The 13,598-nt window shown below is 64.1% G+C and carries 13 protein-coding genes and 1 tRNA gene; 12 read left to right on the top strand and 2 right to left on the bottom strand.

Going from position 1 to position 13,598, the window contains the following annotated elements; genetic code table 11:
* The first annotated feature begins 21 nt into the window (after nt 1-21).
* From gsiB to BJG93_RS12545, 5 genes are all read left to right on the top strand, one after another.
* Nucleotides 22-1,584 carry a glutathione ABC transporter substrate-binding protein GsiB gene (gene gsiB, locus BJG93_RS12565; RefSeq protein WP_034479645.1) on the top strand — a complete coding sequence of 521 codons (1,563 nt, stop codon included), beginning with the start codon at nt 22-24 and terminating at the stop codon, nt 1,582-1,584.
* 113 nt (nt 1,585-1,697) lie between these two features.
* Nucleotides 1,698-2,618, top strand: a complete 921-nt coding sequence (gsiC, locus tag BJG93_RS12560) for a glutathione ABC transporter permease GsiC (RefSeq protein WP_027198595.1) — start codon at nt 1,698-1,700, stop codon at nt 2,616-2,618.
* A 7-nt stretch (nt 2,619-2,625) separates the two neighbouring features.
* A complete protein-coding gene (gene gsiD, locus BJG93_RS12555) occupies nt 2,626-3,531 on the top strand; it encodes a glutathione ABC transporter permease GsiD (protein WP_027198594.1) in 906 nt (301 codons plus the stop codon).
* Nucleotides 3,528-4,643: a DmpA family aminopeptidase gene (locus BJG93_RS12550; RefSeq protein ID WP_027198593.1), complete on the top strand. Its 1,116-nt coding sequence runs from the start codon at nt 3,528-3,530 to the stop codon at nt 4,641-4,643. Before gsiD ends, BJG93_RS12550 begins: the two co-directional genes overlap by 4 nt.
* Nucleotides 4,640-5,473 (top strand): M55 family metallopeptidase, encoded by an 834-nt coding sequence (locus BJG93_RS12545; RefSeq protein ID WP_027198592.1) that lies wholly within the window; start codon nt 4,640-4,642, stop codon nt 5,471-5,473. The genes BJG93_RS12550 and BJG93_RS12545 overlap by 4 nt, the downstream gene beginning before the upstream one ends.
* A 27-nt stretch (nt 5,474-5,500) precedes the next feature.
* Here the strand turns inward: BJG93_RS12545 and BJG93_RS12540 are convergent, their stop codons facing one another.
* Nucleotides 5,501-6,397: an alpha/beta fold hydrolase gene (locus BJG93_RS12540; RefSeq protein ID WP_027198591.1), complete on the bottom strand. Its 897-nt coding sequence runs from the start codon at nt 6,395-6,397 to the stop codon at nt 5,501-5,503.
* A 470-nt stretch (nt 6,398-6,867) separates the two neighbouring features.
* Here BJG93_RS12540 and BJG93_RS12535 point away from each other — a divergent pair, with 470 nt between their 5' ends.
* The 4 genes from BJG93_RS12535 (at nt 6,868) to BJG93_RS12525 (ending at nt 10,802) form a co-directional block, all read left to right on the top strand.
* Nucleotides 6,868-8,133, top strand: a complete 1,266-nt coding sequence (locus BJG93_RS12535; RefSeq protein ID WP_027198590.1) for a glycosyltransferase family 87 protein — start codon at nt 6,868-6,870, stop codon at nt 8,131-8,133.
* 126 nt (nt 8,134-8,259) lie between these two features.
* Entirely contained in the window at nt 8,260-8,388 is a 129-nt protein-coding gene (locus BJG93_RS36060; RefSeq protein WP_269217453.1) for a hypothetical protein, read from the top strand.
* Between the two features lie 258 nt (nt 8,389-8,646).
* Nucleotides 8,647-9,963 (top strand): Mbeg1-like protein, encoded by a 1,317-nt coding sequence (locus tag BJG93_RS12530; RefSeq protein ID WP_027198589.1) that lies wholly within the window; start codon nt 8,647-8,649, stop codon nt 9,961-9,963.
* A gap of 14 nt (nt 9,964-9,977) precedes the next feature.
* Nucleotides 9,978-10,802: an ankyrin repeat domain-containing protein gene (locus BJG93_RS12525; RefSeq protein ID WP_027198588.1), complete on the top strand. Its 825-nt coding sequence runs from the start codon at nt 9,978-9,980 to the stop codon at nt 10,800-10,802.
* A gap of 350 nt (nt 10,803-11,152) precedes the next feature.
* Here BJG93_RS12525 and BJG93_RS12520 read toward each other — a convergent pair.
* Nucleotides 11,153-11,237 (bottom strand) — tRNA-Leu (locus tag BJG93_RS12520).
* A 387-nt stretch (nt 11,238-11,624) separates the two neighbouring features.
* On the opposite strand from BJG93_RS12520, the gene BJG93_RS12515 reads away from it, so the two are divergent.
* The 3 genes from BJG93_RS12515 to BJG93_RS12505 all read left to right on the top strand — a co-directional run bounded on the left by BJG93_RS12515 (nt 11,625) and on the right by BJG93_RS12505 (nt 13,533).
* A complete protein-coding gene (locus BJG93_RS12515; protein ID WP_051374432.1) occupies nt 11,625-11,927 on the top strand; it encodes a YkgJ family cysteine cluster protein in 303 nt (100 codons plus the stop codon).
* Nucleotides 11,928-12,012: 85 nt separating this feature from the next.
* Complete coding sequence (locus BJG93_RS12510; RefSeq protein ID WP_027198586.1) at nt 12,013-12,606, top strand: DUF1439 domain-containing protein; 594 nt, start codon at nt 12,013-12,015, stop codon at nt 12,604-12,606.
* Nucleotides 12,607-12,696: 90 nt separating this feature from the next.
* Nucleotides 12,697-13,533 carry an undecaprenyl-diphosphate phosphatase gene (locus BJG93_RS12505; protein ID WP_027198585.1) on the top strand — a complete coding sequence of 279 codons (837 nt, stop codon included), beginning with the start codon at nt 12,697-12,699 and terminating at the stop codon, nt 13,531-13,533.
* The last annotated feature ends 65 nt before the right edge of the window (nt 13,534-13,598 follow it).

The following is a 13,598-nucleotide window of genomic DNA, read 5'->3' as shown; positions in this document are numbered from 1 at the left end:
CTCGCAGCCTGGAGCAATCTCATGAACCTGCTGTTCCCGTCCTCTTCGTTTCGTTTGCGTGCGCTCGTCAGCGGCGGCGCGGTGGTGTTCGCGATGCTCGCGGGCAATCTGGCGCACGCTGAAACCACGGCCGTGATGGCCGTCGCGTCGACCTTTACGTCGCTCGATCCGTACGACGCGAACGACACGCTGTCGCAGGCGGTCGCGAAGTCGTTCTACCAGGGCTTGTTCGGCTTCGACAAGGACATGAAGCTCGTCAACGTGCTCGCCGACAGCTACGAGGCGAGCCCCGACGCGCGCGTCTATACGATCAAGCTGCGCCATGGCGTGAAGTTCCAGGACGGCACCGACTTCAACGCGGCCGCGGTGAAGGCGAACTTCGACCGTGTGACCGACCCGGCCAACAAGCTCAAGCGCTACAACATGTTCAGCCGCATCGAGAAGACCGAGGTCGTCGATCCGTACACGGTGCGCATCACGCTGAAGACGCCGTTCTCGGCGTTCATCAACGTGCTCGCGCATCCGTCGGCGGTGATGATCTCGCCGGACGCACTGAAAAAGTACGGCAAGGACATTGCCTTTCATCCGGTCGGCACCGGTCCGTTCGAACTGGTGAAGTGGGACCCGGCCGGCGACCTGACCGTGAAGAAGTTCGCCGGCTACTGGAAGAAGGGCTACCCGAAGATCGATGCGATCGACTGGAAGCCGGTGGTCGACAACAACACGCGCGCCGCGCTGATGCGTACCGGCGAAGCGGACTTCGCGTTCCAGGTGCCGTTCGAACAGGCCGCGCAACTGCAGTCGAGCCCGAAGGTCGACCTGATCGCGGCGCCGTCGATCATCCAGCGCTACATCAGCATGAACATGAACCAGAAGCCGTTCGACAACCCGAAGGTGCGTGAAGCGCTGAACTATGCGGTCAACAAGGAAGCGCTGACCAAGGTCGCGTTCGCCGGTTACGCGACGCCGGCCGACGGCGTGGTGCCGCAGGGCGTCGACTACGCGGTCAAGCTCGGACCGTGGCCGTACGATCCGGCGAAGGCGCGCGAACTGCTGAAGGAAGCGGGCTACCCGAACGGTTTCGAAACCACGCTGTGGTCCGCGTATAACTACTCGACCGCGCAGAAGGTGATCCAGTTCGTGCAGCAGCAGCTCGCGCAGGTCGGCATCAAGGCGAGCGTCGAAGCGCTCGAAGCGGGTCAGCGCGTCGCCAAGGTCGAAAGCGCGCAGGATCCGGCCACCGCGCCGGTGCGCATGTACTACGCGGGCTGGTCGTCGTCGACCGGTGAATCGGACTGGGCGATCAGCCCGCTGCTGGCGGGCTACTCGTTCCCGCCGAAGATGATGAACACCGCGTACTACAAGAGCGACGCGGTCGACAACGATCTGAAGCAGGCGCTCGAAACCACCGACCGCACCCAGAAGGCCGCGCTCTACACCGATGCGCAGAAGCGCGTCTGGGCCGACGCGCCGTGGATCTTCCTCGTCAAGGAGAAGGTCGTGTACGCGCGCAGCAAGCGTCTGTCGGGCGCTTACGTCGCGCCGGACGGCTCGTTCAACTTCGACGAGATCGCGATCAAGTGACGAGCTGACGAGGCGGCATGCGCAGCGGGCGGTTCGCGCCGCCGCGCGTGCCGCCGCCGCACCCGATGCCTCGTTGCCCGCTTCATTTGCCGCTCATTTGCCGGACTGGTTTCATGCTGAACTTCCTCGTCAAACGTCTGCTAGGCCTGCTGCCGACGCTGTTCATCGTCGCTGTGCTGGTGTTTCTGTTCGTGCATCTATTGCCGGGCGATCCGGCGCGGCTCGCCGCCGGACCCGAAGCGGACGAGGCGACTGTCGCGCTCGTGCGCTCCGACCTCGGCCTCGACCGGCCGCTGCCGCAGCAGTTCGTCCGTTTCTTCTGGCGGATGGCGCATGGCGACTTCGGCATGTCCACGCGCAGCAAGCGGCCCGTGAGCCAGGAGATCGCGGAACGCTTCATGCCGACGCTGTGGCTGACGATCGCCAGCATGGTGTGGGCGGTCGTGATCGGCATGGCGATCGGCATCGCGTCGGCGGTGTGGCGTAACCGCTGGCCGGACCGGCTCGGCATGACGCTCGCGGTGTCGGGCATTTCGTTTCCGGCGTTCGCGCTCGGCATGCTGCTGATGGAGATCTTCTCGGTGCAGCTCGGCTGGCTGCCGATCGTCGGCGACGGTTCGTGGCGCAGCTACGTGCTGCCGTCGCTGACGCTCGGTGCGGCGGTCGCCGCGGTGATGGCGCGCTTCACGCGGGCGTCGTTCGTCGAAGTGCTGCATGAGGACTTCGTGCGCACCGCGCGTGCGAAGGGCGTGCCCGAGCGGCTCGTGATCCTGAAGCACTGCCTGCGCAACGCGCTGATTCCCGTCGTCACGATGATGGGGCTGCAGTTCGGCTTTCTGCTCGGCGGCTCGATCGTCGTCGAGGTGGTGTTCAACTGGCCGGGCCTGGGCCGGTTGCTCGTCGATGCCGTGTCGATGCGCGACTATCCGATCATCCAGGCCGAGGTGCTGTTGTTCTCGCTCGAATTCATCATCATCAACCTGATCGTCGACGTGCTGTACGCGGTGATCAACCCGACCATCCGCTTCAAGTGAGGCCCGCATGAGCACCACTGCCACCGGGCCGAATGCGGCCAATCCCGCTGCCGCCGAACGCGCGATCCGCACGCCGTGGAGCGAGTTCTGGCGCAAGTTCCGCAAGCAGCATGTCGCGATGGCCGCCGGCGTGTTCGTGCTGCTGCTGATCGTGATCGCGATCATCGCGCCGCATATCGTGCCGTACGACCCCGAGAATTTCTTCGACTACGACGCGCTGAACGCGGGGCCGTCGGCCGCGCACTGGTTCGGTGTCGATTCTTTGGGCCGCGATATTTTCAGCCGCATCCTCGTCGGTTCGCGGATTTCGCTGCAGGCGGGCTTTTTGTCCGTCGCGATCGGCGCGCTGATCGGCACGTTGTTCGGGCTGCTTGCCGGTTACTACGAGGGCTGGTGGGATCGCATCACGATGCGGGTGGCCGACGTGCTGTTCGCGTTCCCGGGCATTCTGCTCGCGATCGGCGTGGTCGCGATTCTCGGCAACGGCATGATCAACGTGATCTGCGCCGTGGCCATCTTCAGCATTCCGGCGTTCGCGCGGCTCGTGCGCGGCAATACGCTGATGCTCAAGCAGCTCACCTATATCGAGGCGGCGCGCAGCATCGGCGCGTCGGACTGGACGATCATCGTGCGGCACATTCTGCCGGGCACGATTTCATCGGTCATCGTGTATCTGACGATGCGCATCGGCACATCGATCATCACGGCGGCGAGCCTGTCGTTCCTCGGCCTCGGCGCGCAGCCGCCGACGCCCGAGTGGGGCGCGATGCTCAACGAAGCGCGCGCCGACATGGTGACCGCGCCACATATCGCGCTGTTTCCGAGCCTCGCTATCTTCCTGACCGTGCTTGCGTTCAACCTGCTCGGCGACGGTTTGCGCGACGCGCTCGATCCGAAGCTGGATCGGCCATGAGCATCGGCAAGCATTCGGCCGAGCGAGCGCCGCATCTTGGCACGTTGCCGGCAGGACCGCGCGGCACGATCGCCGACGTGGACGGCGTGAGCGTCGGACATTGCACGCTTGCCGAAGGCGCGCTGCAAACCGGCGTGACCGTGATCCGGCCGCATCGCGGCGATCCGTTCGTCGACAAGGTGCCGGCCGCCGCGTCGGTGATCAACGGTTTCGGCAAGAGCATCGGGCTCGTGCAACTCGACGAACTCGGCACGCTGGAGACGCCGATCGCGCTGACCAACACGTTCGGCGTCGGCGTGCTCGCGCAGGCGCAGATTCGCGCGGCGATCCGCGCGAATCCACGGATCGGCCGCGAATGGTCGACGGTCAATCCGCTCGTGTTCGAATGCAACGACGGTTACCTGAACGATATCCAGACGCTTGCCGTTGCCGAACGGCATTTCGACGACGCATTCGATGCGGCGAGCGCGGACGTGGGGCGCGGCGCGCTCGGTGCGGGGCGCGGCATGTCGTGCTTCGATCTGAAGGGCGGCATCGGCACCGCGTCGCGTGTGGTGAGTGCGGCGGGCCGTGACTATACCGTCGGCGCGCTCGTGCTTGCGAACTTCGGCCGCCTGCCGATGCTGACGATCGACGGCACGCCGCTCGGCCGCATGCTGACCGAACGAGCGGCCGCGGCCGAGCTTGCCAATGCCGCTGCCAATGCTGCTGCACATGCAACCGCCGACAAACCCGAGCAAGGCTCGATCGTCATGATCGTCGCGACCGATGCGCCGCTCGATGGGCGACAGCTCAAACGCCTGTCGTTGCGCGCGGCGGCCGGTCTTGCGCGCAGCGGCTCCGTGTACGGCCACGGCAGCGGCGATATCGCGCTGGCGTTTTCGACCGCTTACACGGTGCCGCACGGCGCGGACTTCGTCGCGCTGCCGCCGCTGGTCGCGGATCACGGTATGGACCCGCTGTTTCGCGCCTGCGCCGACAGCATCGAACAGGCGATCGTCGATGCATTGTGGAGCGCCGAGTCCGTCACCGGTCGCGACGGACATCGACGGCTGTCGCTGCGCGACAGCGTGCCGGACCTTACCCAGCTACTGAGGCATGCTGCGCGATGAAAGTCCTGATCTCCACCGATATCGAAGGCGTCGCCGGCGTCTTCCACGCCGAGCAGACGCGCGCGGGCAATGGCGAATACGAAGCCGCGCGACGCTGGATGACGCTCGAAGCCAACGCCGCAATCGAAGGCGCGTTCGCGGGCGGTGCGACCGACGTGTGGGTCAACGATTCGCACGGCGGCTTTCGTAACCTGCTGCCCGACCTGCTCGACCCGCGCGCGCAGGTGGTGCTCGGCAAGCCGCGCACGCTCGGCATGATGGCCGGGCTCGAATACGGTGCGGCGCTCGTCTTCATGCTCGGCTATCACGCGAAGGCGCAAACGCGCGGCGTCCTCGCGCATACGATCAACAGCGTCGCGTTCGCGCGGGTCGCATTCAATGGCGTGGAGCTGGGCGAAGCAGGGTTGTACGGTGCGCTCGCCGAAGAATATGGCGCACGTGTGGTGCTGTTATCGGGTGACGACGTGTTCGCCGAGGAGACCGCGCCGCGTTTTCCGGACGCGCGGTTCGTCGTCACGAAGGTCGCAACCGGCCAGGCCAGCGGCGTCACGCAGTCGCCCGCGAGCGTGCGCGAGGTGCTGCGGGCCGCCGCGTCCGACGTGGTCCGTCAGCAAGTCGAAGCGGGCCGCGCGCCTGCCGCGACGCGCGTGGAGCCGCGAGCGGTCGACTGCGAACTGCGCGTGCAGACGAGCGGACTCGCCGATCTGTTCTGCCAATGGCCGACGCTCACGCGCGTCGATGGCGTGACGCTGCGCTTCAGCGCGGCGTCGGCCGAGCATGCGGTGCGGATGCTGAACTGCCTGTCGGCGATGTCGTTCATGCTGCGTTGAGCCGCGGGGCATCGAGCCGCTGGCGGCTTACGGCTGCTGCCGCCGGCTCAGCTCGCGCGCCGCGTGATCGATCGCCTCCGCCACCGCGCCGGCGTGCGACACCGGCGCGAGATGGCTCGACGCGATCGGCACCACCTTCGCGCCGATCCGCCCGGCGATCATTTTCTGCAGATCGGGCGACACCGCGCGGTCTTTCGTCGTCAGCACGTACCACGACGGTTTATCTTTCCAGCCCACCTGATCGACCGGTTCGTCGAATGCGTTCGCGGCGATCGGCACCTGTGCGGCCGCGAGCACGCGCGTGACGGTCTCGGGCACGTCGGCGGCGAGGTCGGCGCGATAGCGCGCGCGGTCGACCCACAAAAAGCCGTTGGCGTCCTTGCTGATGCTCTGACCGGCCGGCATCGGCCCGCCGGCCTTCATCACGTCCATCGCCGATTCGTGCAGTTGCGGCGCGAGCGCGGCGACATACACGAGACCGGCGACGTTCGGCGCATTCGCGGCGACCTCGGTGATCACCACGCCGCCCCACGAGTGACCGACCAGCAGCACCGGACCGTTCTCGCGGTCGAGCACGCGGCGGGTCGCGGCGACGTCGTCGGCGAGCGACGTCAGCGGGTTCTGCACCGAGCTCACGTGATAACCCTTTTGCTGCAGCTTCGCGACCACGCCGTTCCAGCTCGATCCGTCGAGGAACGCGCCATGCACCAGCACGATATTGCGCACCGGGCCGCCGAGCGCGGCGGCAGCGGGCTTGCCGGGCGAAGCGTCGGCGGGCGACGGCACCGGCTGGGCGCCTGGCTGCGAACTGGCGTCATCGGCCGGTTGCTGGGCGGCGGGCGCCGTCTGCGCGAGCGCGGACGGACTCACGCCCGAGAAACAGAGGCACAACACGGTGGCGCAAAGCAGACGTTTGGGCGACATGTTGACGCTCCGCGGGTCGAAAAGTGGACTTCGGCAACATACCCAGGTGCCGTCGCCGTGACAATCACTATCCGCGCGCTTAAGTGCGGCGCAGAACGAAGGCGGGCGGCGCGCATCGCCGGCTTGGCCGGGCCGGATCGTGCTAAACCCTGTTGCTGCTTTGCAGGATTGCGCTGGGCGGCGCGATCGGCACGGGCCCCTTTTCTCGGCTCCACCGGCCTGCTGCAGGCCGCCGGTCCGTCGCTCATGCCCCAAAGTTCCCGACATAGGTCGGCCGGGTGTGTGCGAACGCACAGATCGATTTTTGCGAATCGGTAACCTCTGTCCAGTCGTCCGGCATAAGCCGGCATGGCTGGCAATGCCGGCCATCCCCCGACCGGCGACATGGCGTGCTGCCAAGCCCCCGCGCTAGCGAGCGGTCTCAAGGGCGCAGCAACGCCACGTTCATTGACGTACCGCGGAGAGACACCATGTTCAACGCAGGGGCCGTACGGGCCAGGTCGAACTTCGGCGCGGGCGCCGCGCTCCTGCTGTTGATTGCGGTAGCCTGCCTCGTGCTGCGCATCATGCACGTCGTCGCGAAGTTTCGTGGCAACGTGCCCGACGCCTTCGGCGATTTCAATTTCTACCTGTACGCCTTCAACGTTGTGCTACCAGACCCGGCGCGCCTGTACGACCACGACGCGCTCATCGGGTTTTTGCAGAGCATTGGCGCGCGCTCGACGGGAGACGACATCTTCTACGCGTACCCGCCGCAGTTTGCGCTGGTGTTTGCGCCGCTCGCGCTACTGACGCCGCTCGCTGCGAAAATCGTCTGGGTGAGTGCATCGGTCGTGCTGTTTGCGGTGGCTTTGTATCTCCTCGTCACGATGGCCTACCGCGGCACGGAGCGCAGCGTCAATCTGCTGCTGGTGGCGGTCGCGCTGCTGAGCTTTCCGCTCGTCGAAGACACCTACGACGGCCAATCTAACGAACTGCTGTTCTTCCTGCTGATTGCGACGTTCGCGTTGATCGAGCGTGGCAAGGGCTACACCGCGGGGCTCTTTCTCGGCTTTGCGATCGCGATCAAGCTCACGCCGGTGGCCGTCGCCGGCTTGCTGTTGCTGCGTCGCGAATGGCGGACGTTTGTGATGGCGAGCGCGGTCGCGATTGCCTTGACGCTGATCACCGGCGCGCGCCTCGGCTTCGACGTTTTGTGGCACTACCTCGTGTCGGATATGCCGCGCCTGAACGGCATGGCGCTGGCGATGAGCGGTGGCGGCGCGCCGATGAACAATGCCGTGAGGGGTGCGTTGCAGACGCTATCGGCGACGCTCGGCATGCCGATGTCCGGTGCGTTGCTCTCCGTTGCTTCGCATGCGTTGGTGTTGGCTGCGTGCGTGCTGTCCGCGTATCTGGTGTTCCGCCGCCACCGGGACAGCCGCGTCGACTACGCGCTCGCTTCGATGACGATGCTCGTCGCTTATCCGATCCTCGAGCCGATCCACATGGTGCTCGCGTCGATCCCGTTGCTGATCTTGCTGGGCACCGCTTTCGAAGCGCGCGGCGGACAGTTGTCGGCGCTCGGTCCGAGACTCGAGATGCTTCTCGCCGCGGTCGTGGTGGTCTTGCTGTTCTTTTCGGCGCGGTTTGTGTCCTATACCGTCGCGGCGCTGATCGTTTATGGGCTTTGTGTTGCGAGATACTTTCCGCCGTCGCGAGTGGGGTGGCGAGAGCGTGCTTACCAGCCTGGATGAGCGATCGGGGTGTGGCTTCGAGCGTTTCTGACGAGAGATGCGACTGCCGATGTCTTGCGCGCGATCGGGAATCGGGAAGACTGTTTGATGGCAGGGCCGCAATCAATATCGCGCCGTCGAGGCTTGATGGACGATGCGCGCCGCAAGCTGTTCAGTGCGCAATCGGAATTCCAGAAGGCGAGCAAAGTCGAGCGCGCCGCCGTGCTGGCTTTCATCGAAGCGTATGACCACGCAACCGAGGTGCGTCGTGGTTGATTTTCTGCACGCCTCCGCAACGGGATGCCGCGACGCCTGACGCCGCTGTTATCCGCTTCGATCAACTGCACGCGCTGGCGGGGCTGTTGAGTCTGGAAGAAGTCGCGGAGCAATTCTCCGATCTCTCGACCATTGCCCAGGTTTCCGAAAGCCGAGGAGATTTTGGGCGGTCGCCCATGTACGGACTGCCTGTCGCACGGCAATTATCTGGCTGCTGTCAACCCCGGCAGCGACTTCAGATAGACCATCGACACACCCATGTCCCAGTCCGTATTTGAGATGCACTCCGTGGAGCTGTCCTGCCAGCGGCCACCGGGGGCCTGTTATGTCATCTGCGACGAGTGGCACTATAAAGCGTGCCTCGGCAAGGCCGCGGACCTTCAGAGGGCCAGGGTGGAGACCCGGGAGTTTCTTGACATTGCCCAACTGAATCACAGGGCGTGGCAGGACGACCGGAAACTGGTCAGGAATCTCATTGGCAGTCACTGGCTGTTTTTTCATCGCGTACGGGACCGCAACCCTGACACCGATGGCTGGTGGGTCATCGTTGCGCTTCTCGAAGAGGTGCGCCGGGGTGCCCTGCTTGCCATTAAAGGTCCTCGCGATAGCCTGTTTCCGTCACCCTACACCAGCACGCCGTTGCGGAATATCGCATCGAGGTCCGGTAATCGCTCGGACGGCGAACCTGTGCTGTCCGTCCAGTACGATCCGGCCACCTGGCAAGCCCGGCTGAACGCTGCGCGTGCAGCCAGGGTGACACCGCCGCGCATCGAGATACCACAGGAACTGAGCAAGGCGCAGCGGTGGCAGACGCGCAAGGCGCTGATTGCGGCGGGCAATACGGCCATGTCAGGACGCGCGCGGGCAGCGGCTGAACGGCTCGCACGCAACAATGTCGCGGTGGAGAAGGCCAGACTCTCCGATCATGTCTACGAGCCGTCAAGGCCGGTGCCAGAAGGGTGGGCGAACCGCAGCGGGGATACGGAATTTCTGAATCAATATCGACTCGACCCTCTTGACCTGACAATGGAAGGTTCAAATTTCCGGGCGCAGCTATACGAACCCGATCCTCATGTCTTCGGCGACGATATGAAGCCCACCCTCGCCTTCAGGGGAACCGAAATGACGAGCCTGGCCGACTGGTCGAACAACTTCAGCCAAAGCGTGGATATGGAATCGCCCTATTACGAGAGGGCTGTCAATACAGGTAAAAAATTAGCTTTCTCAACAGAACCTATCGACATAACAGGACACTCGCTAGGCGGCGGTCTGTGTTCTGCTGCTTCTTTGGCCAGCGGCAAGGACTGCTGGAGCTTCAATGCCGCCGGTCTGCACCCGAAGACGGTCGAACACTACGGCGGCCAGGTCACACCATCGAACATCAATGCGTACCATGTGAAGGGCGACATTCTGACCGTGGCACAGACGTGGACGCCGCTGCCCGGTGCAGCCGGTACTGCCTATCCGCTGCCCGGCAGCGGCTCGCCCGTGTCGCGGCACTTCATCAGGCAGGCAATAGACGGCATCGAGCAGCAGAAGGCGGAGGACATTTTCGTACTTGAAACACTGTCATAACGTGGCTGAAAGCGATGAAAACACTCAGCCGAATCTTTATCGTGCCGGTGCTGTTGCTGGCGCTATCCCCTGTGGTTCATGCAATGAACAAATTTCCCGCCACTGATTTTTTTAGCGGCCCGCAACTCGAACTGGCGCAGGCCATCGAGCGAGGTGACATGGAGCGGGTCCGGCGACTGGCACCGAAGACGGACTTGAACACGCCCGGACGCAAGAACATGACGATGCTGTTTTTTGCGTTTCAGGAGGCGTTGCAGCGCGACCCGCATCGGCTTGCGGTTGCGTCGGAGGTGGTGAGGGCCGGGGCCGATCCCGTGCAGGCCGTCCCGGATTATGGCAGCCCCCTCGGGGTCATCCTCAACAGCTCGCACCCGGAATTCCTGCGTGCGATGCTGGACGGTAGCGTTGACCCCAACACCATGATCGAGGGCCGCAGACCCATCATTTTCTTTGTTGCAAGAGAGTCGACATCTGGTTCGCTCAAGCTGCTGGTGGAGCGTGGCGCAGATGTGAACCGGCGCGATTCGTTGCGTAATTCAGTGCTATTTGAAGCATTGATGAACAACGCACTCGACCAGATCGACTACCTTCTCGATCACGGCGCAAACCCGTCTACTTACGAAATCAACGGAGTATCGTTCCCATTCGCGCTTTCGCATGACATCAACAGAAACGCCCCCGCGCCTGATTCCCCGACCTACAAAAAGCTAATCGAGATTCGGGACCGCATCATCAAGATGGGCGTGAAATGGCCTCCGGAGACTCCGGAACAGATAAAAGCACGTTGGGGAGCCAATCCTCCGCGACGGCTCGATGACAGCAAGCTTCCGCTGCCTTGAGGCAGAAACCGAATGGGCTACATCCGTGTGGCCTTTTTGCTGCCGCAGTTGGGCCGGTGTGCAGATATGCTTCGCCCATGCCTCCATCATTGGGCGACACCGGTCCAAAAGGTTGTCCTGAGCTTCCTCCGGGTCAATGTTTGCTGCCAGTTTTTCGCGGGCGTCTGCCGCGCCGCTGCGGGGGCGTTGTTCACCCGTCGGGTGCTTGAATCGTGGCAACCCCCGAAACGCCCCCTTGGTGGGGGCTGTAATCGCTGGTGAACCCTAGGAGACCATAGCAAACAAAAGCGCCGCTCAGCGCTAGCTGTCGGGGCTTCGTGGTGAACCGTTGAAACCGGTTGAAGAGTGTTTGGTGCCCAGGGCCGGAATCGAACCGGCACGCCTTGCGGCGGGGGATTTTGAGTCCCCTGCGTCTACCAATTTCACCACCTGGGCAGATACTGCAGTGCGCGCATTGGGAGTTAAGCGCGCGAGGAAGACGCAGATTATGGCCGAAAATCGCTCGACGGGCAAGGTTGCTTTCAGCCGCAGCAGCGCGTGCGCGGGGACGGTGCTTGGACGCTGCGCGAGAACGTTCGAGGGTCTGCTCGCCGGGGTAGCGGTCAAACACCATCGCGAGATTGCGCACGAGCATGCGACCGGGTATCCGCACTTCGCGGTGCGCGGCCGCGCGGCGTGCCGCGTATGCATGGCCCATTGCGAGCCTCGAGTTCCAGTGCGAGCCGGTGCGTCCCGATTGTGTAAAAAAGATCGCACGCACACGCAGTGGCACAATGCGGGTCTGGCAACGCATTGCCAAGGCTTGAGTTCAGGAAACACGACGTGGATCAAAGGTTGAACGCCGCACGGGTAGACGCTCATGCGTGCCGTCCCGATTGCGGCGCGTGCTGTATCGCGCCGTCGATTTCGAGTCCGATTCCGGGTATGCCCAATGGCAAGCCGGCGGGCGTGCGCTGCGTGCAACTCGGCGACGATTTGCGCTGCGCGATCTTCGGCCGGCCGGAGCGTCCCGCATGCTGCTCCGGTCTGCAGCCGCAACTCGAGATGTGCGGTGCCAATCGCGGCGAAGCGCTCGCGTGGCTCACGCAACTCGAGGCGCAAACGCGACCGGCATCCCATCCATGACGCGCGGCACGCGATCAGCGCCGCGCCATCCACACGCCCGCCAACGCAAGCCGATGTCCGCAAGCGCTTCCATAGGAGATTTCGCATGACTCGACTCGCAGCGCCGGCCCGGCGCGGCTTTTTGCGCGCAGCGCTGATCGGCAGCAGCGTGCTTGGCATCACCTTGTCGCTCGCGGCTTGCGCAAGCCCGACGTTTCCGTTCATGCCGTCGCATTACACGTTCTCGCAGCAGCAGGTACAGGAGGCCGTGCAGCGCAAGTTCCCGTACCAGCGCACGGTCTCGCAGGTGTTCGACGTCGCGCTGAGCAATCCGGTGGTGGGCATGCTGCCCGATGCGAACCGGGTGCAGGTAAAACTCGACGCGCGTTTCGCGAGCCCGTTCCTGCAGGAGCCGGTCGATGGCGTGTTCACGCTGTCGAGCGAACTCGCCTACGACGCGGCGAGCCGCTCGGTGATCCTCAGGTCGCCAAGCGTCGATAACGTCAGCGTGAGCGGCCAGGCGCAGGTCTACACGCAGCAGATCAACGCGGCCGCGGCGCTGCTCGCGACCCAATTGCTGACCAACTATCCGATCTACACCTTCAAACCCGAGCAACTGCAATTTGCCGGCGTGAGCTACCAACCCGGTACAATCACCATCCTTACAAACGGCATACGCGTGCAGATCGTCGAAAAATGACACGCACGCGCGGCCGCCAGGGCCGCGCATGCCAGCGATCACCGTGCCGGCCCTTTTCGTTGCGACAACCTACCGCGATAAGGGGCATGGATGGACTGGCTACTGGCTTGCAAGGCGCTGATTCTGGGCGTGGTCGAGGGCTTGACGGAGTTTTTGCCGGTGTCGAGCACCGGTCATCTGATCGTCGTCGGCAGTCTGCTCGACTTCTCCGACGAACACGCAAAGACCTTCGATGTCGTGATCCAGCTCGGCGCGATTCTCGCTGTGTGCTGGGAGTTTCGTCGCCGCATCGGCAACGTGATCGTGGGTCTGCCGAGTCGACCTGATGCGCGCCGCTTCGCGCTGAATGTGATCATCGCGACGATTCCGGCGGTCGTGCTCGGCCTGTTGTTCGAGAAATCGATCAAGGAGGCCCTGTTCTCGCCGGTGCCGGTCGCGTTCGCGCTGGTCGCGGGCGGGGTCGTGATTTTGTGGGCGGAGGCGCGTCAACGTGCGCGCGGCGACACGGCGGTGCGGGTGCGCAGCATCGACGATCTGAGCCCGCTCGATGCACTGAAGGTCGGCCTTGCGCAGTGCTTCGCGTTGATTCCGGGGACCTCTCGCTCGGGCTCGACGATCATCGGCGGCATGCTGTTCGGCATCGAACGCCGCGCCGCGACCGAGTTTTCATTCTTCCTCGCGATTCCGATCATCTTCGGCGCGACCGCCTACGAGCTATACAAGGACTGGCATCTGCTCACCGCCGATGCGCTCGGCAGCTTCGCGCTCGGCTTTGCGGCGGCGTTCGTCAGTGCGTTCATCTGCATACGCTGGTTGCTGCGCTATGTCGCGACGCATGACTTCACGGTGTTCGCGTGGTACCGGATCGGCTTCGGTCTGCTGATCCTGCTGATCGGTTATAGCGGTGGGTTGAGCTGGGCCGATTGAGGTTGGCCGTGCGATGAAAAAAGGTCCGCGTATGTCTACGCGGACCTTTTTTCGTTGGCTCGCCG

The sequence above is a fragment of the Paraburkholderia sprentiae WSM5005 genome, from assembly GCF_001865575.2.
GTDB classification, from domain to species: domain Bacteria; phylum Pseudomonadota; class Gammaproteobacteria; order Burkholderiales; family Burkholderiaceae; genus Paraburkholderia; species Paraburkholderia sprentiae.
This window is presented reverse-complemented; position numbering and strand designations above follow the sequence as displayed.